General features: G+C 72.9%; 15 protein-coding genes. 10 read left to right on the forward strand and 5 right to left on the reverse strand.

Features of this window, described 5'->3' with window-relative positions:
• Positions 1-62: 62 nt before the first annotated feature.
• Entirely contained in the window at positions 63-887 is an 825-nt protein-coding gene (locus tag KBX46_RS10695; RefSeq protein WP_088946806.1) for a hypothetical protein, read from the forward strand.
• A gap of 19 nt (positions 888-906) precedes the next feature.
• On the opposite strand, the gene KBX46_RS10700 is transcribed toward KBX46_RS10695, so the two are convergent.
• Entirely contained in the window at positions 907-1,434 is a 528-nt protein-coding gene (locus KBX46_RS10700; protein WP_210792313.1) for a DUF3093 domain-containing protein, read from the reverse strand.
• Positions 1,435-1,524: 90 nt separating this feature from the next.
• Here KBX46_RS10700 and dut point away from each other — a divergent pair, with 90 nt between their 5' ends.
• From dut to KBX46_RS10720, 4 genes are all read left to right on the forward strand, one after another.
• Positions 1,525-2,061, forward strand: coding sequence for a dUTP diphosphatase (gene dut / locus KBX46_RS10705; RefSeq protein WP_210792315.1), 537 nt, complete (start codon positions 1,525-1,527; stop codon positions 2,059-2,061).
• A gap of 25 nt (positions 2,062-2,086) precedes the next feature.
• On the forward strand, positions 2,087-2,749 hold the full coding sequence (locus tag KBX46_RS10710) for a DUF3710 domain-containing protein (protein WP_210792317.1): 663 nt from the start codon (positions 2,087-2,089) through the stop codon (positions 2,747-2,749).
• A gap of 114 nt (positions 2,750-2,863) precedes the next feature.
• A complete protein-coding gene (locus tag KBX46_RS10715; protein ID WP_088951536.1) occupies positions 2,864-3,244 on the forward strand; it encodes an OB-fold nucleic acid binding domain-containing protein in 381 nt (126 codons plus the stop codon).
• 25 nt (positions 3,245-3,269) lie between these two features.
• Positions 3,270-3,953 carry a DUF3159 domain-containing protein gene (locus KBX46_RS10720; protein WP_088946810.1) on the forward strand — a complete coding sequence of 228 codons (684 nt, stop codon included), beginning with the start codon at positions 3,270-3,272 and terminating at the stop codon, positions 3,951-3,953.
• A gap of 17 nt (positions 3,954-3,970) precedes the next feature.
• Here KBX46_RS10720 and KBX46_RS10725 read toward each other — a convergent pair whose 3' ends face one another.
• Both KBX46_RS10725 and KBX46_RS10730 read right to left on the reverse strand, forming a co-directional pair.
• Positions 3,971-4,660, reverse strand: coding sequence for a TrkA family potassium uptake protein (locus KBX46_RS10725; RefSeq protein WP_088946811.1), 690 nt, complete (start codon positions 4,658-4,660; stop codon positions 3,971-3,973).
• Between the two features lie 3 nt (positions 4,661-4,663).
• Positions 4,664-5,329 (reverse strand): TrkA family potassium uptake protein, encoded by a 666-nt coding sequence (locus KBX46_RS10730; RefSeq protein WP_088946812.1) that lies wholly within the window; start codon positions 5,327-5,329, stop codon positions 4,664-4,666.
• 164 nt (positions 5,330-5,493) lie between these two features.
• On the opposite strand from KBX46_RS10730, the gene KBX46_RS10735 reads away from it, so the two are divergent.
• The 3 genes from KBX46_RS10735 (at position 5,494) to dxs (ending at position 10,876) form a co-directional block, all read left to right on the forward strand.
• Complete coding sequence (locus tag KBX46_RS10735; RefSeq protein ID WP_088951537.1) at positions 5,494-7,581, forward strand: APC family permease; 2,088 nt, start codon at positions 5,494-5,496, stop codon at positions 7,579-7,581.
• A gap of 31 nt (positions 7,582-7,612) precedes the next feature.
• On the forward strand, positions 7,613-8,848 hold the full coding sequence (locus tag KBX46_RS10740) for a class I SAM-dependent RNA methyltransferase (RefSeq protein WP_210792393.1): 1,236 nt from the start codon (positions 7,613-7,615) through the stop codon (positions 8,846-8,848).
• Positions 8,849-8,929: 81 nt separating this feature from the next.
• Positions 8,930-10,876: a 1-deoxy-D-xylulose-5-phosphate synthase gene (gene dxs / locus KBX46_RS10745; protein ID WP_210792319.1), complete on the forward strand. Its 1,947-nt coding sequence runs from the start codon at positions 8,930-8,932 to the stop codon at positions 10,874-10,876.
• A 63-nt stretch (positions 10,877-10,939) separates the two neighbouring features.
• Here the strand turns inward: dxs and KBX46_RS10750 are convergent, their stop codons facing one another.
• Positions 10,940-12,136, reverse strand: a complete 1,197-nt coding sequence (locus KBX46_RS10750; RefSeq protein WP_210792321.1) for a hypothetical protein — start codon at positions 12,134-12,136, stop codon at positions 10,940-10,942.
• Between the two features lie 221 nt (positions 12,137-12,357).
• Between KBX46_RS10750 and KBX46_RS10755 the strand changes: the two genes are divergently transcribed.
• A complete protein-coding gene (locus tag KBX46_RS10755; RefSeq protein WP_210792395.1) occupies positions 12,358-14,307 on the forward strand; it encodes a hypothetical protein in 1,950 nt (649 codons plus the stop codon).
• Entirely contained in the window at positions 14,307-16,109 is a 1,803-nt protein-coding gene (locus tag KBX46_RS10760; RefSeq protein ID WP_210792323.1) for a hypothetical protein, read from the forward strand. Before KBX46_RS10755 ends, KBX46_RS10760 begins: the two co-directional genes overlap by 1 nt.
• On the opposite strand, the gene KBX46_RS10765 is transcribed toward KBX46_RS10760, so the two are convergent.
• Positions 16,110-17,999 (reverse strand): hypothetical protein, encoded by a 1,890-nt coding sequence (locus tag KBX46_RS10765; RefSeq protein ID WP_210792397.1) that lies wholly within the window; start codon positions 17,997-17,999, stop codon positions 16,110-16,112.
• Positions 18,000-18,093 lie beyond the last annotated feature (94 nt).

Here is an 18,093-nt window from a genome sequence, read left to right on the forward strand (position 1 = left end):
CGTGCGCCGGTAGTGGGTACCTGCTTGACTCGTAGCGGGTAGCCACAGCACCGGGAGGTCCGATGAGCGATCGAGGCGGCACCACCGACGATGGCACGGGCAGCGTTGGTGCCACCGGCGGCACGGACGACCTCGGCGCCACCGTCGCGGCGTTGACCGCGGACGACCTCGCTCCGGCCCGTCGCCGCCAACTGCTGACCCGAATGGTCGGGCAAGCCCGCGCCCGGGGCATCTCCGACCTGTTCAAGCCCCGTGCCGCCGTGCGCTGGATGGTCGACACCGTCACCGAGGTCGCCCCGCACATCCCGGTGCGGGACCTGGCCACCCTGCGCCGCCATTTCCCCGGCCTGGACGACGCCGCGCTGGCCGACCGGCTCATCCGCAACGCGTCCCGGGCCACCGCCGCGATCGGCGCGGCCGGCGGGGGAGTCGCCGCCGTCGAGTGGACGGTCGCCCCGACCCTGCTCTCCGCGCCGGTGCTGCTCGCCGCCGAGACCGTCGCCGTGGTGTCGGTGGAACTGAAACTGGTCGGTGAGCTGCACGAGGTCCACGGCGTGGCGCTACCGGAGGGCGGCAGCCAACGGGCGGTCGCCCTGGTGCACTCCTGGGCCACCCAGCGTGGGGTCAACCCGATGGTGCCCGGCGTGGGGGTGGGCGCGGTGCTCGGCACCGCGGCCCGCAAGGAACTGCGGGACATGCTGCTGCGGCGTTTCGGTCGCAACCTCACCACACTCGGACCGTTCCTGACCGGCGCGGCTGTGGCCAGCTTCCTCAACCGCCGGGCCACCCAGCAGATGGCCGAGCAGCTTCAGGTGGACCTGCGCCGGCGGGGCATCGCCCGACCCGCGCCACCGGCGGCCCTGCCCGGCCCACCGACCGGCACCTGACCGGGTCGGCGGCGTCGGATCAGCCCTGCTCACCCGTGGTGGGTTGGGAGAGCGCCAGAGCGTCCCGCTCGGCCAGCACCGCCTCCGCCAGCTCGACGGGGTGCCGCGTGCTCACCACCCAGAACGGGGTCGGATCGGCCGGGTCGTCGAGCACCACCTGCACGGCGCCGCCGATCCACGGCCGCTGCACCACGAAGGCGAGCGGGTCCGCGCCGACCCCGAGCACCTCACGGCGGCCGGCCACGTCCAGCGGCACCACGTCGGCCACGAAGCGGACCGGCAGGCGGGCGTCGTCCACCCGCAGCTCGGAATCGGCGACCCCGATCCGGATCCGGCCGAGCCACCACAGCCCTGCCGCGGTGAGGGGCAGCAGCACGACGAACGGCAGCCAGGCGCGCACGCCGGCGGCGCCCATCCAGATCTCGACGGCCAGCAGCGCGGCGGCCACCAGCCCGGCCAGCCACAACCACCAGGGCAGATCCAACCGTTCGGCGTACGCCGGGCGGGCGTCGACCGGCGGCTGATCGGCGGAGGGAGACGGCGACATGCTCACTCCTGCGAGGGTACGGCGCACGGCGGCTCGGCGAACCGGCAGGATGGCAGGGTCACCCCGAGAACCGGACGGAAGAGGGGACCCGTGACCGACGTCGTACCCGTGCCCGTGCAGCTGCTCGACTCCGAGCTGCCGCTGCCCACGTACGCCCATCCCGGCGACGCCGGGGCCGACCTGGTGGCGGCCGCGGACGTGGAACTGCCGCCCGGTGGCCGTGCCCTGGTGCCCACCGGCGTGGCCATCGCGCTGCCGGAGGGGTACGTGGGTCTGGTCCATCCCCGTTCCGGTCTGGCGGCCAGGCTCGGCGTGACGGTGCTCAACGCGCCCGGTACGGTCGACGCCGGCTACCGGGGTGAGATCCTGGTCAACCTGATCAATCATGATCGGGATGTGCCGGCGAAGATCTCCCGCGGCGACCGGATCGCGCAGCTCGTGGTCCAGCAGGTCGCACGGGTGCGGTTCGAGCCGGTGGTCGAGCTGCCCACGTCCCGGCGTGGGGTCGGCGGGCACGGGTCGACCGGCGGGCACGCCGGGCTGGTGCCGTCGCCGACGGGCCAGGACCGGGTCGAGCGGCGGCCAGACGAGCCGGGCCGCGGGCAGACGGAAGAGGTGGCAGGGTGAGTGTGAACAGCGGAGGGCAGGCGCAGTGATCTTCTCCCGAAAGCGGGCCGACGCCGAGCGGCAGACCCGTGACGAGCGGGCCACCCAGGTCCCCGACCAGGGCGATGCGGCGCCGACGTTGGAGCGCGGCCCGTACGACATCTCCGAGAGCTACGACGACGTGCAGCGACTCGACCTGGGCAGCCTGCACATCCCGGCGATCGCCGACGTCGAGGTGCGGGTGCAGGCCGACCCGCAGGGTGTGGTCCAGCAGGTGGTGCTGGTGCATGGCGACAACGCACTCCAGCTGGGCGTCTTCGCCGCCCCCCGGTCCGAGGGGATCTGGGGCGAGGTGCGCGAGGAGATCCGGCAGTCCCTGCTGCGCGACGGCGCGAGCGCTCAGGAGGTCGAGGGCGAGTACGGCCCGGAGCTGCACGCCCAGGTGAACACCCCGGACGGCCCGACGAACCTGCGGTTCGTCGGCATCGACGGGCCGCGCTGGATGGTCCGCGGCGTGTTCCAGGGCCCGGTGGCCACCAACCCGGCCGTGGCCGGGCCGCTGGTGGAGTGCCTGGACGGCCTGGTGGTCGACCGTGGCCAGGAGGCCAAGCCGGTCCGTGAGCCGCTGCCGCTGCGGCTGCCCCGCGAGATCGCCGACCAGGCCGAGGCCGAGGCGGGCGCCGCCGCCGCCGAGCCGCGCCAGGTCTGACCCGCGCGCACCGGCCCGCCGGAACCAGCCCCGTCGGCGTACGCTGGCGGCACGGTTCCGGCGCCGCCGGTGCCGGCCGGGGACGGCGAGCGTGGAGAGGGTGACGCGGAGGTCATGACGACCGACGAGGGCCGGGTGTCGCTGCGGCGCATCCTGCAACGGTTCACCGCCAGCGAGGCCGAGATAGACGCGCAGGAGCTGCGGCGCGAGAGCGCCCAGTGCGGCGGGATCCCGGCACAGCAGTGCTCCCGGGGTCAGCTGGTGTCGGTCGCTGGTCGGCTGCGCACGGTGGTCTACACGCCGCGCACCAACCTGCCCACCCTGGAGGCCGACCTGTATGACGGCAGCGACGTGGTCACCCTGGTCTGGTTGGGTCGACGGCACATCGCCGGGATCGAGCCGGGCCGGCACCTGACCGCCCGTGGCCGGGTGGCGGTGCGCGACGAGCGCAAGGTCATCTACAACCCCTACTACGAGCTGGACTCGCCGAAGTGACGGCGTTGCGGACGGAAGGCCGGCGATGACGACGGGACAGCACCGGGCGGCGCAGCCGGAGACCGGCCCTCCGGAGGAGGAGCCGCTGCCGACGATCGCCGAGCAGATGGCCGACCAGCTCGGCGGCTGGCGGGGCCTGGTCGAGTCGAGCATCCCGGTCGTGGTCTTCGTTCTCGCCAACGTCATCGGCGAGCTGCGACCGGCGGTGATCGCCTCGGTCTCCGTCGCGCTGCTGATCGCCGGGCTGCGGCTGGCCCAGCGTCGGCCGATCCGGCATGCCATCAACGGGCTGTTCGGCGTCGGCGTCGGCGCGGCCATCGCCTGGCGCACCGGCGACGAGCGCGATTTCTACCTTCCCGGCATCCTCTACGGCATCGGGTACGGCGTCGCCCTGCTGATCTCGGCGGCGATCCGGCAGCCGCTGGTGGGCTGGATCTGGTCGGTGCTGGTCGCCAAGGGCCGCTCGGAATGGCGCACCGACCCGAAGCTGGTGCGCACCTTCACCCAGCTCACCGTGCTCTGGGGCGTGGTCTGGTTGGCCAAGGTGGGCGTGCAGGCAGGGCTCTACCTGGCCCATCAGGACACCGCGCTGGGCGTGGCCCGGCTGGCGCTGGGCTACCCGCCGTACGCGCTGCTGCTGCTGATCACGGTCTGGACGGTGCGCCGGGTCACCCGGGAGTCGTCGCCGACCCCGCTGCCCGGCGCCTGACCGAACGGTCTGCCGGCTCAGCGTGAGCCGCGGGTCCGCTCGACGCTGTCCGGCCCGAGGATCACCGCGCGGACCTGGTCCTCCACCTCGGCGGTGCAGACGAAGATCAGCTCGTCGCCGGCCTCGATCGGGTCGTCCGGGCTGGGCACCAGGACCCGCTTGCCGCGCAGGATCGCCACCAGCGCGGAGTCGCGCGGCAGCGGCACGGCGTGGATCGGCTGACCGACGTAGGGCGCGGTCGGCGGCAGAGTGATCTCGACCAGGTTCGCCTCACCCTGGCGGAAGGTCATCAGCCGGACCAGGTCGCCGACGGTGACGGCCTCCTCGACCAGCGCGGCCATCACCCGCGGCTTGCTCACCGCGACGTCGACGCCCCACTGTTCGGTGAACAGCCACTCGTTCTCGGCCCGGTTGACCCGGGCCACCACGCGCGGCACCGCGAACTCGGTCTTGGCCAGCAGCGACAGCACCAGGTTGGTCTTGTCGTCGCCGGTCGCCGCGACCACCACGTCGCACCCGGCGATGTTGGCCTCCTCCAGGCTGGCCACCTCGCACGCGTCGGCGAGCACCCACTCGGCCGCCGGCACCCGGTCCGGGCGCAGCATCTTGGGCTGGCGTTCGATCAGCATCACCTGGTGGCCGTTGTCGATCAGCTCCTGGGCGATCGAGCGGCCCACGTTGCCCGCGCCCGCGATGGCGACCCGCATGGCTCAGTGCCCCCCTTCCGGCGGCGCCGCCGCCACCGACGTGACCGTCGCCACGATGTCATCGCTGACCAGCATGAACACCTGGTCACCCTCCTGTACGACGGTGGAGCCGGTGGGCAGCGTGCCGATGCCGAAGCGGATCAGGTAGGCGACCCGTGCGCCGGACGCCTCCTCCAGTGTGCGCAACGACCGGCCGATCCAGTCCTTGTGGACCGGCACCTCGACGATCGACACGGTGCTCGTGGGGTCGCGGAAGATCTCCACGTTGCCCTCCGGCACCAGGTGCCGCAGCATCCGGTCGGCAGTCCAGCGCACTGTCGCGACGGTGGGGATGCCCAGCCGCTCGTAGACCTGCGCCCTGCGCTGGTCGTAGATGCGGGCGGCGACCCGGGACACGCCGAACGTCTCGCGGGCCAGCCGCGCCGAGATGATGTTGGAGTTGTCGCCGCTCGACACCGCCGCGAAGGCGTCCGCGCGCTCGATGCCGGCCTGTCGGAGAACTTCGCCGTCGAAGCCGGCCCCGGTCACCGTGATCCCGGCGAAGTCGGGGCCGAGCCGGCGGAACGCGTCGGCGTCCTGGTCGATCACCGCCACCGAGTGTCCTCGGGACTCCAGGCTGTGGGCGAGGGTCGACCCGACCCGGCCACATCCCATGATCACGACGTGCACGCTGTCCCTCCCAAGGTGCGTACCACCCCCGCTTCCGGTGGCCTCCGAGTGCGAGCCTGCCACGTCCCGGCGGGAAGCGGGGACCGACCGTACCCCCGTCGTCGTGAGCAGCCGTGATCGCCCACCCCCGCGCCCCCGCCTTGGTGGTCGTACCCTTGGCGTTCGTGGCCAGTCCCACCTCGCTGCTGAAGCGGCTCCTCCTCGGTCGACCGTTCCGGTCCGACCGGCTTCAGCACACCCTCCTGCCGAAGCGCATCGCGCTGCCCGTGTTCGCCTCCGACGCGCTGTCCAGCGTCGCGTACGCGCCCGACGAGATCCTGCTCACCCTCTCCATCGCCGGCGCCTCGGCGTTCCTGTTCTCTCCATGGATCGCGCTGGCAGTGGTCGTGGTGATGCTCACCGTGGTGGCCAGCTACCGGCAGAACGTGTACGCCTACCCGTCCGGCGGTGGCGACTACGAGGTGGCCACTGTCAACCTGGGCCCGAAGTTCGGCGTCGGGGTGGCCAGTGCGCTGCTGGTCGACTACGTGCTCACGGTGGCGGTGTCGGTCTCCTCCGGGGTGGCCAACCTCGGCTCGGTGGTGCCGTTCGTGGCCACCCACAAGGTCCTGATCGCGGTGATCGCGGTGGTGCTGCTGACCGCTGTCAACCTGCGCGGGCTGCGCGAGTCGGGCACGGCGTTCGCCATCCCCACCTACGGTTTCGTGATCGTGATGCTCGGGATGCTGCTCACCGGGCTGTTCCGGGTCTTCGTGCTGGGCGACGACCTCCGTGCACCGAGCGCCGACCTGGTGATCCAGGCCGAGCACAGCGTGACCGGGTTCGCGCTCATCTTCCTGCTGCTGCGGACGTTCAGCTCGGGCGCCGCCGCGCTCACCGGCGTGGAGGCGATCTCCAACGGTGTGCCGGCGTTCAAGGCCCCGAAGAGCCGCAATGCCGCCACCACCCTGTTGCTGCTCGGCACCATCTCGGTGAGCATGCTGGTCGGGATCATCTGGCTGGCCCGGCTGACCCACCTGCAGTTTGTCGAGGACCCGGCCCTGCAGATCGTCTCCGGCCCTGAGGGGTACGTGCAGAAGACCGTCACCACCCAGCTCGGTGAGACGGTCTTCGGGTCCGGGTCGATCCTGCTCTACGTGCTGGCCGGGGTGACCGCCCTGATCCTGTTCCTGGCCGCGAACACCGCGTTCAACGGGTTCCCGGTGCTCGGCTCGATCCTCGCGCAGGACCGCTACCTGCCCCGCCAGTTCCACACCCGCGGCGACCGGCTGGCGTTCTCCAACGGCATCACCTTCCTCGCCCTCTTCGCGATCGTGCTGATCGTCGGCTTCCAGGCCGAGGTGACGAAGCTGATCCAGCTCTACATCGTCGGGGTCTTCGTCTCGTTCACCGTCTCCCAGGCCGGCATGATCCGGCACTGGAACCGGCACCTGCGGACCGAGCGGGACCCGGAGGCGCGCCGCAAGATGTACCGGTCCCGGGCGATCAACACGTTCGGCATGGGCCTGACCGGCACGGTGCTGGTGATCGTCCTGGTCACGAAGTTCCTGCTCGGCGCCTGGATCGCGATCGCCGCGATGGCGGTGATCTACGTGCTGATGCTGGCCATCCGCCGGCACTACGACCGGATCGCCGTCGAGCTGACCCCGCCGGACGAGGGCCGGGCCACGCTGCCCGCCCGCAACCACGCGATCGTGCTGGTCAGCAAACTGCACCAGCCGACGCTGCGGGCCATCGCCTACGCCCGGGCCACCCGGCCGGACACGCTGACCGCAGTGACCGTCAACGTGGACGACAAGGACACCCGGGACCTGCAGGCCGACTGGGAGCGGCGGGAGATGGCCATCCCGCTCACCGTGATCGACTCGCCGTACCGTGAGATCACCCGCCCGATCCTGGACTTCGTCGCCTCCACCCGCCGCAAGTCACCCCGCGACGTGGTCACCGTCTTCATCCCGGAGTACGTGGTCGGCCGCTGGTGGGAGAACCTGCTGCACAACCAGAGCGCCCTGCGCCTCAAGGGCCGACTGCTCTTCGAACCGGGGGTGATGGTGGTCAGCGTGCCGTGGCAGCTCGCGTCGACAGCGAGCAAGAACCTGGACCGGCTGGACGCCACACTGTCCCGGACACCGGCACGGGGGCCGCGCGGCACCGTGCCGCCGCTGGTCTCCGCACCGCCGGTGGTTTCTCCGCCGCCGCCCGGTGAGGGCGGCCCGGCGGACCGCGCAACGGAAGGAAACGGCCGTGACTGAGTCGGGCGGGCAGCTAACCGCAACAACCCCGGTGCCACCGGCACCCGAGCGTGGGCTGGCCGAGGCGGAACGGGTCGAGCTGACCGTCGACGCGGTCGCCCCCGGCGGGCACTGCGTGGCACGGGTGGACGGGCAGGTCGTCTTCGTCCGGCACGCGCTGCCCGGTGAACGGGTCATCGCCGAGGTCACCGAGGTGCACCGGGGGTTCGTCCGGGCCGACGCGGTGACGGTGCTGGACCCCTCACCGGACCGGGTCGAGCCGCCCTGCCCGTACGCCAGGCCGGGCGCGTGTGGCGGCTGCGACCTGCAACACGTCGCCCCGGACGCGCAACTGGCCTGGAAGACCGCAGTGGTGCGCGAGCAGCTGGTCCGCCTCGGCGGGCTGACCGACGCCGAGCTGGACAAGCTCGGCGTCCGGGTCGAGGCGCTGCCCGGCGGGCTGCTCGGCTGGCGCTCCCGGGTCCGGTACGCCGTGGACGCCGCGGACCGGGCCGGTCTGCTCAAGCACCGGTCGCACGAGGTGGTGCCGATCGACCGCTGCCGGATCGCCCACCCGGCCATCCAGCAGCTGCCGGTGCTCACCGAGCGCTGGCCGGCCGCCGAGGGGGTCGAGACGATCGCCAGCACCGGCGGGGACGTGACCGTCACGGAGATCCGCGACGGGGTGCCCACCCTGGTGAGCGGGCCGGCCGAGGTCCGCGAGGTGGCCGCCGGACGGGACTGGGCGCTGCCCGCGTCGGCGTTCTGGCAGGTGCACCCGGCTGCGGCGGACACCCTCTGCGCGGCGGTGCTGGACCTGCTGGACCCACAGCCGGGCGAGACCGGATGGGACCTCTACGGCGGCGCTGGGCTGTTCGCCGCGGCCCTCGCCGGACGGGTCGGCGACGCCCGGATCACCCTGGTCGAGTCGAGCCGGGACGGGGTGGACGCGGCCCGGGCCAACCTGGCCGACCTGCCCCAGGTCGAGGTGGTCGCCGCCCGGGTGGAGACCGCGCTGACCCGCCGACGGATCACCGGCCCGGTCGACGTGGTGGTGCTCGACCCGCCGCGCTCCGGCGCGGGCGCCCAGGTGGTGCGTGACATCGTCGCCGCCGGCCCGCGAGCGGTCGCGTACGTGGCCTGTGACCCGGCGGCCTTCGCCCGGGACGTCCGCACCTTCACCGAGCTCGGTTGGCGGCTGGCGGCGCTGCGGGGCTTCGACCTGTTCCCGATGACACAGCACGTCGAGCAGGTGGGGCTGCTGCTCCCGCCGCGGATCGCGCTCTGACCAGGGGCTCAGCCGACCAGCACGGCCCGGGCCTCTCGGCCCAGGCTGCGGAGTACCGGGCGGCCGATAGACTCTCCGGTCATGAGTGTTGAAGAGGACACGGCCAACCACGGCCGGCTGCTGGGGACGGTACGCGGTCCGCAGGACGTCAAGCGGATGTCGGGCGAGGAGCTGGACGTCCTCGCCGCCGAGATCCGGGACTTCCTGATCGCCAAGGTCTCCCGCACCGGCGGGCACGTCGGGCCCAACCTCGGTGTGGTCGAGCTGACGCTGGCCATGCACCGCGTCTTCGACTCGCCCCGGGACCGGCTCCTGTTCGACACCGGCCACCAGGCGTACGTGCACAAGATCCTCACCGGGCGCCAGGCCGGCTTCGACAAGCTCCGTCAGCGCGGTGGCCTCTCCGGCTACCCCAGCCAGGCGGAGAGCGAGCACGACCTCATCGAGAACTCGCACGCCTCCACCGCGCTCTCCTACGCCGACGGCCTCGCCAAGGCGTACGCGCTGCGTGGTGAGGCCCGCAGCGTCGTGGCCGTGGTCGGCGACGGCGCGCTCACCGGTGGCATGTGCTGGGAGGCGCTGAACAACATCGCCACCGCCGGCAACTCCCTCGTGATCGTGGTCAACGACAACGGCCGGTCCTACTCGCCGACCATCGGCGGGCTGGCCGACCACCTCTCCTCGCTGCGGCTCAACCCCGGCTACGAGAAGGTCCTCGACACCGTCAAGGACGCCCTCGGCTCCACGCCGCTGGTCGGCAAGCCGATGTACGAGGTGCTGCACGCGGTCAAGAAGGGCATCAAGGACGCGGTCGCCCCGCAGGCCATGTTCGAGGACCTGGGCATCAAGTACGTGGGCCCGGTGGACGGGCACGACGTGGCAGCCGTCGAGGCGGCGCTGCGCGCGGCGAAGAACTTCGGCGGCCCGGTGATCGTGCACGCGGTCACCCGCAAGGGCTACGGCTACCGCCCGGCCGAGGAGGACGAGGCGGACTGCCTGCACGGCCCGAGTAGCGCCTTCGACGTCGAGACCGGCGCGCTGCTGGCCGCCCCGTCGGTGAAGTGGACGCACGTCTTCGCCGACGAGCTGCTGGCCGTCGCCGACGAGCGGCCGGACGTGGTGGGCATCACCGCCGCGATGGCCGAGCCGACCGGCATCGCCAAGCTGGCCCGCAAGTACCCCGAGCGGGTGTACGACGTGGGCATCGCCGAGCAGCACGCCGCCACCTCGGCGGCCGGGTTGGCGCTCGGCGGTCTGCACCCGGTGGTCGCGGTCTACGCCACCTTCCTCAACCGCGCCTTCGACCAGGTCCTGCTGGACGTGGCGATGCACAAACTGCCGGTGACCTTCGTGCTGGACCGGGCGGGCATCACCGGCCCGGACGGCCCCAGCCACTACGGCATCTGGGACATGTCGGTCTTCGGGGTGGTGCCCGGGCTGCGGATCGCCGCTCCCCGAGACGCCGCCACGCTGCGGGAGGAGCTGCGCGAGGCGGTGGCCATCGACGACGGCCCCACCGTGGTGCGCTTCCCGACCGGCGCGGTCGCCGCGGACCTGCCAGCGCTGCGCCGGGTGGGCCCGGTCGACGTGTTGGCCGAGTCGGCGCGTACCGACGTGCTGCTGGTCGCTGTCGGCTCGTTCGGCCAGCTGGGCATGGAGGTGGCCGCCCGGGTCGCCGAGCAGGGCTACGGCGTCACCGTCGTCGACCCCCGCTGGGTGCGTCCGGTCCCGGCGGAGCTGGTCGACCTGGCCGCCCGCCACCGGCTCGTGGTCAGCGTCGAGGACGGGGTCCGGGTCGGCGGGGTGGGCGACGCGCTCGCCCAGGCCATGCGCGACGCCGACGTCCGGGTGCCGCTCAAGGACCTGGGCGTACCGGCCGAGTGGCACCCGCACGGCACCCGCGCGCAGATCCTCGCGGACCTGGGCCTGACCGCCCAGGACGTGGCGCGCAACGTGACCGGCTGGATCTCCGGCCTGGACGCCACCCCGGACCGCCTCACCCCCAGCGACGCGGCCGCGCAGAACTGACGAAACGACGACGGCGGGCACCCCCTCCCGGGGACGCCCGCCGTCGTCGTTCCCACGAGCGGGTCAGTTGGTTGGCTTCACCGAGCGGTAGTGGGTCTTGTCGGTGTTGGCGAGGCTGTAGGTCTGGGAACGGGACGGGCCGGGGATGACCGCCAGGCCAGGGCGCTCGACCAGCAGGGGAGTGCCCGGCGGAACGGACAGGGAGCTGTCCCGGGTGGCTCGCCAGCTCAGCACCACGATCGGCTGGCCGGGCACCGGCAACTGGTACGCCTGCAACGGGGTGGCCCGGTCGGCGGGTGAGACGACGGGCGCGCTCCCGTCGGCCGGTCGGTAGACCACAGCGGTCATCGCGCCGGCGTCGGTGTCCCAGCTGAGCTGCTGCAACTCGGCTGCCTCACCACCGCCGAGGGCGACCTCGCCGAGCGAGCGGACGGTTAGTTTCGCCATCGGCCAGGACGTCGGCACCGAGCGCGGCGCGTCCCGGTCGCCGATCCGGCGGGGGATGCTGCCGAACGGGCCCCGGTCACCGCCCAGCACGCAGGTGTCCAGCCCGGTGAGCGCCCTCCGGCCGGTGCCGGACTCGTCGCGGACCAGCGGATAGCGCGGGTCGACGGTGCCGGTGCCCAGGTCGAGCAGCCGGTCCGCGGCCCGCCCGCGGGGCAGCGACTCGGTGGTCCGCAGGGTCGCTGTCACTCCGACAGCCGTGCAGGACGGCACGTCGACCGGCGCGCTGAGGCCGTCCGTGACGGGCAACGTCCGATCCTGTGGCCCGACCAGCGTCTGCACCCGCGCCGAGACCAGGTAGCGGCGGCCGGCGGCGGTCTGCACCGGCAGAACGTCGGAGTAGACGAGGTAGCCCGGGTCGGTGTACTCGGTGGCGCGGGTCACCGCGTACCGGTCGCCGTCACGGGTGAGTTGCAGCAGCCAGGAGGCGCTCTCGCCGGGCACGTCGGCGGCCACGAGTGCCACCGGCGCGCCGTCGACCCGGCCGGAGAAGAGGATGCCGGACGAGGGCAGGTGCGCGCGGTCATCGGCCGGTGACCGCCAGTCGCGGACCGTCCTGGTGACCGCTGCCGTCGCCGTGGCGTCCCCCGAGAGGTCGCCCCGGGGCGGCCACACGACCAACGCGCCGTCCAGGCTGTCGTAGCCGACCCGCAGATCCTGCGGCTTCCTCTCGGCCACCGGACCGCAGGCCGTGGCGGCCAGCAGCGCGCTGAGCAGGACGGGAAGCGCCCTGCCGTGCCGACGGCCTGGAGTCACCTGGTCCGCCCCCGATCGCCTCGCCGTCGCTGTCGGAAAGCGCCATAGTACGAGATGTCCGGTGCGGGACCCCAGGTGGTCGCCGTCAGGCCCACCACAATGGACGTCACCGGGGCTTTAGTGCGTTTTCGTTGCTCAGGTAGACTCCGCCGACTGTGACGCCTGCCGAGTCCCGCGCCCTGCCCGCGCCGCACCCGGAGGCCGCAACCGGCCCCGACGAGATGGTGAGCTACCGCACACCGGGCGGCCTCTTCGCCGCCACCGCCCCCGCCGAAGCCCCGGCCGAGCCCGAAGCACCGACGGACCCGGACGCGCCGTCCGACCCCGCGACGCCGTCCGAGCCCGCAGCGCCAGCGGCCCCGCACGCGCCGGCGGAGGACGTGGCGGTGGCCGACGGCGCGGAGGTCGTACCGACGCGGGCGCGGTGGCGTCGCTGGACCCGGCGTCGGCAACACCTCGCGGTGGGTGGCCTGTTCCTGCTCGCCGCGCTCTGGGTGACCAGTCGGATCTGGCTGGACCCGTCCGGTCGGGTGGCCTCGCTCTACACCGGTGACCCGGCCCAGGTGCAGTTCTTCCTCGCCCACTCGGTGCGCGTGGTGCTGCACGGCGAGTACCCGTTCTACACCGAGCAGTTCAACTACCCCGACGGCGTCAACCTGATGGCCAACACGGCCGTGCTGGCGCTGGGCATCCCGATGGTCCCGGTGACGCTGCTCTTCGGGCCGGCGGTCTCCTTCGTGGTGCTGGTGACACTGGGCCTCGCCGGCACCGCCATGGCCTGGTACCTCATGCTCTCCCGCCACCTGGTGCGTACGCCGCTGGCGGCGGCGGTCGGCGGCTGGTTCTGCGGCTTCTCACCCGCGATGCTGTCGCATGCCAGCTGGCACCCGAACATCATCAGCCAGTTCCTGCTGCCGTTCATCGTCTGGCGGGTGCTGGTGCTCACCCGGTCCCGTCGGCCGGTCCGGGACGGGGCGCTGCTCGCCCTGCTGGTCACCGTGCAGGCGTTCATCAATGAGGAGATCCTGCTCTTCACTGCGCTGGCCTGCGGGGTGTTCCTGCTGGCCGTGCTCGCGCAGGAACCCGCCCGCTGGTCGGCGGCCTGGCGACCGCTCGGAATCGGCGTGGTGACCTGCGCGCTGCTGGCCGGGGCGCTGCTGGCGTACCCCCTGTACGTGCAGTTCGCCGGGCCGATGGCCTACCACGGGCTCAGCGACGCCGTGAAGGACTACGGCAACGACATCGCCGCCTTCTTCGCCCCCGGCTCGCCCACCCTGGGCGGCAACCAGCGAGCCAACATCAACCTGGCGCCGAACTACTCGGAGGAGAACGCGTTCTTCGGCTGGAGCCTGTCCATGCTCGCCATCGGCATCGTGGTCTGGCTGCGCCGGGAGCTGATCGTCCGGGCGCTCGCGGTGACCGGCCTGTTCTTCGCCGTCCTGTCGCTCGGTGAGCGGGTCTCCTGGTGGGACCGTGAGCTGGTCAGCGGGCCGTGGCAGTTGCTGGTCCACCTGCCGTTGCTGGACGCGGTGGTGCCGACCCGGTTCGGTCTGATCACCAGTGTGGTGATCGGTCTGCTGCTCGCGCTCGCCGTCGAGCGGGCCTGGGCGTTGCGACCGGCCGACCGGCGCACCGTGCGGACGCTCACCGCGGCGGGCCTGGCGTTCGCGCTGCTGCCGATCGCTCCGATGCCGCTGCGGATGGTCTCCCGACCGCCGGTGCCGGACTTCATCACGGCCGACCGCTGGCGGGCGTACGTCGGGCCGGACCAGACGCTGGTGCCGATCCCGGTGCCCAGTATGGGTAACACGCACGGCATGCGCTGGGCGGCGACCACCAACCTCGACTTCAAGATCCCCGGCGGTTACTTCCTCGCCCCGCGCAACGGCAACACCGGTGACGCGGGTCGGTTCGGTGGCCGACCCAGCGGGGTGGGTCAGATGCTGGAGGAGGTGGCGACCACCGGGCGGATGCCGAAGCTCGACGACCGGCAACGCCGCCGCTTCGCCGACGAACTGCGTCACTGGCGGGCCGCGATCCTTGTGCTGCCGCTCCGTCAGCAGAACGCCGAGCCGTTGCGGCGTACCGTCGAGGACCTGGTCGGCCCCGGCCGCCAGGAGCTGGACGTCTGGGTGTGGGACGTCCGGGCGCTGACCGACCGTTCGGTCTGATGACCACCGGGACGACGTCCCCGGCCACCTCGCCCCCGGCGGTGGTGCCGACGTCCCGTCCGGTCTGGCTGCGGGACCTGCTGGTGGTGGTCGGCTATCTGGGCCTGGCCGCGGTGCTGACCAGCGCCCAGTGGGGCCAGCCGGGTCGGCTGTTCCACCAGGCGGGCGACCAGATCCTCTTCGAGTGGATGCTGGCCCACGCGGCGCACGCCGTGGTCGCGGGGGACAACCCCCTCCACAGTGCCGGGTTGAACGCGCCCGACGGGGTCAACCTGATGGCGAACACCTCGGTGCTCGGCCTGGGTGTCCCGTTGACCCCGGTCACCCTGCTCCTCGGCTCGCAGGTGGCGTTCTGCGTGGCGGTCGTCTGCTGCCTCGCCGGCACGGCCACCGCCTGGTACGCGCTGCTGCGCCGCCGGCTGGTCACCACTCGTTCCGCCGCCGCGGTCGGTGGGCTGATCTGCGGCTTCGCCCCGGGAATGATCGCCCAGGCGGGCGCGCACCTGCACATCGCCGCGCAGTTCCTGGTGCCCCCGATCCTCGCCCTGGTGTTCCGGCCCGCCGTGGACCCGGCGCACCGGCTCGTCGGCGTGTGGCGGCCCGGCATCGTCCTCGGGCTGCTGCTGGTCTGGCAGGTCTTCATCGGTGAGGAGGTGCTGGTCTTCCTGGCGCTCGCGGCGGGGGTGTTCGCGCTGGGCTACGCGCTCGCCGACCGGGTGGCCGCCCGGCAACTCGCCCCGGCCCTCCTCGGCCGGCTGGCGGTGGCGGCCGGGGTGGCGGCGGTGCCACTGGCATACCCGCTGTGGTTCCAGTTCCACGGCCCGCAGCACTACTCCGGGATGGCGTTCGCCACGCACGCCTTCCAGTTGGACGCCGCGTCGTTCACCGCGTCGGCCCGGCAGACCGTGCTCGGCGACGACTGGCTGCCGGGCCTGCTCGCGCCGAACCCGACCGAGGAGAACTCCTTCTTCGGCCCGGGGCTGCTGGTGCTCGCCGTGGTGATCGTGATCTGGCTGTGGCGACGGCCGCTGGTCCGCGCGCTGGCCGGCTGTGGGCTGGTGTTCGCGCTGCTCTCCCTCGGCACCGAGCTGCGGGTCGACGGCACGGCCACCGGCATTCCGGGGCCGTACCGGCTGGTCGCCGGGCTGCCCCTGCTCGACCTCGCGGTGCCGGCCCGGTTCGCGCTGGTCTGCGTACCGGTGCTGGGTGTGCTGGTGGCGCTCTCCCTGGAGCGGGTGCGGGCGGCGCGCCGGCTGTCGACCGCACCCGGGCTGCCGGTGCGGCTGCTCTGGGCCGGCGCGGTGGCCGCCGCGTTGCTGCCGCTGGTCCCGACGCCGATCCGGGTGGTGCCGGTCACGCCGGTGCCGGGGTTCGTCGCCGACGGCGGGTGGCGTCCGCTGGTGCCGCCCGGCCGGACAGTGGTCGCCGTTCCGCCGGTCACCGGCGCGGCGCAGAGCCCGGCGATGTTCTGGTCCGCCCGTACCGGTCTGGCGTTTCCCACGCCGGGCGGTTACTTCATCGGACCGAGCGGCCCGGACGACCCGGCGGCCCGCTGGGGCGCTTCCGACCGCCCAACGTCGGTGCTGCTGCGGCGGGTCGCCGAGACCGGCACGGCGCCGGTGCTCACCGACGCCGACCGCCGCCAGGCCGTCGAGGACCTGCGGCACTGGCGGGCCGCCGTGGTGGTGCTCGGCCAGCTGACCAACGGCGACCCGGTCCGTCGGACCGTCGACGACCTGCTCGGCCCGGGCCGCCCGGTCGACGGCGGCTGGATGTGGGACGTCCGGAACCAGGTCGACTGATCAGCTCACCAGGGTGCGGACGTCCCAGACCCAGACGTCGTCGACCCGCTGGGGCGGCCCGATCAGGCCGGTGACCAGCTCACGCAGCACCGCCTCGCGGGGATGCGCCCCGAGCACCACCACCGAGGCCCGCCAGAACCGCAGGTCCTCGACGGCCTGGCGGCGGTTCTCGTCGGTGAGCACCGGGACCGCGCCGGCGTCCATCGTGGAGTAGATGAGGGTGCTGGTGGGCCGGTTCGGCGCGCCGAAGACACCCTCGCCCAGCTCGTTCGGCCCGATGAAGTAGCCGCCCGGGACGGGGAACTCCTGCCCGGTCAGCGCACTCCACCGCAGCGTCGGCAGGCCGTGCACGTTGCTCGGGATCGGCACCGGCACCAGGGTTCGACCCGCCGGCACGTACGGCCGCCAGCCGCCCGCGCTGATGAAGTGCGGTGGCGGGTCGATCTGCTGGGCGGGCAGCGGTCGGGGAAAGAGCGGCAGAACGGCGAGGGCGACAGCCGCGTACCCCACCGGGCGCAGCCACCGGCGGCCCACCGCGACCGGCGCGGGCGGGCTCGGCTCGTCGGACGTCGCCGGGGCCGCCTCCCCGACGCGCTGGGCCGGCACCCGCGACTGGTCGACCACCGGGCGCCCCTGGCGGTGCGCGGCGTCCCAGGTCAGCGCGAGCAGTACGCCCACCGCGGCGGCCACCACCAGCGTCAACCGGGTCGGCATCATCATCTCGACCAGCGGCAGGTCGTCCGGCACGTACGACCACGGGCCGCGCACCCCGGTCTCGACGCCGTTGAACCGCACCCGGGGCCCGATCGACGCCACTGTGAAGACGACGATCAGTACGGCGGCGATCCGGGCCGGCAACGATCGGCGTACGAGCAGCACCAGGGCGACCACCGAGAGCAGCACCAGGGGCCAGCCGAACCAGGTGTTCTGCTCGGTCAACCCGATCGTCTTCTCCACTGCCGGGTCGCCGGCCCAGGTGTCCCGGGCGAAGGTGACGAAGGCGACCAGGTCCTCGCCCCAGTTGTGGAAGACGCCACCCTGCAGGCCCCGGTAGGACTGCGGTCCGTTGAACTGGAACCAGATCGGGTACGCGGCGAGCACCAGGGCCACCCCGCCAGCGACGCCGAGCCCGGCCAGGAACGTGCCAGCGACGGCCCGGGTGGCCGTCGGGCGCTGCACGGCGTACGCCAGCACGACGACCAGGCAGGCCAGCGCGGTGAGCAGCAGCATCTCCTCGTTGATGAAGATCTGGTACGTCACCAGCGCCCCGAGCACCAACCCGTTGCGCCGCCACCGGCCGGGCTCGCCGAGGCGCAGCACCCGCACCACGATCAGCGGCAGCAGGAAGTTGGACACGAAGTTGGGCTGGCCGTTGGCGTGGTGGATGATTCCCGGCGCGAAGCCGAGGAACGCGCCGCCGACGAAGGCCGCCGCCCGGGAGCGCACCAGGTGGCGGGAGAGCATCCAGTAGCCGGTGCCGGCGGTGGCGGCCAGCGCCGCACCGAGGTAGAGCGCGTACATCACCTGCGGGCCGAGCAGCATGGTCAGCGGGGCCAGCGGCACTGTCACCCCGAGCAGCGAGGTGTTGGCCATCATGTTCACCCCGTCCGGGGCGTTCTGCTGGGCCGTGAACAGCGGGTTCTCCAGGTGCCGCACCGAGTACGCGCCGTGCGCGAACAGCCACTCGAACCAGCTGTGGTCGGTGGGCAGGTGCGAGGAGACCCGGCCGGTGACGTCACCCCAGTAGTTGAGGCAGACGAAGACGCCCAGCAGGACATAGGCTCCGAGGGCCAGCAGGTCGGCTCGGGCCGGGCGGCGTCGAGGCCGCCGTGTCGACTCGGCCTCGGCCGGGTCGGCGTCGGTCAGGGGATTCAGCGAAGGGTCTACCACCGGCACAGCCACGACGCGCCATCGTACAGGCGGGGTTCCGCCGCTTTTGCCGGCCCGGTGCGCTCACGGTCGGTTTGCCGGACGGTCACCCGTC

Source organism: Micromonospora sp. C81 (assembly GCF_018070425.1).
GTDB classification, from domain to species: Bacteria; Actinomycetota; Actinomycetes; order Mycobacteriales; family Micromonosporaceae; genus Micromonospora; species Micromonospora zamorensis.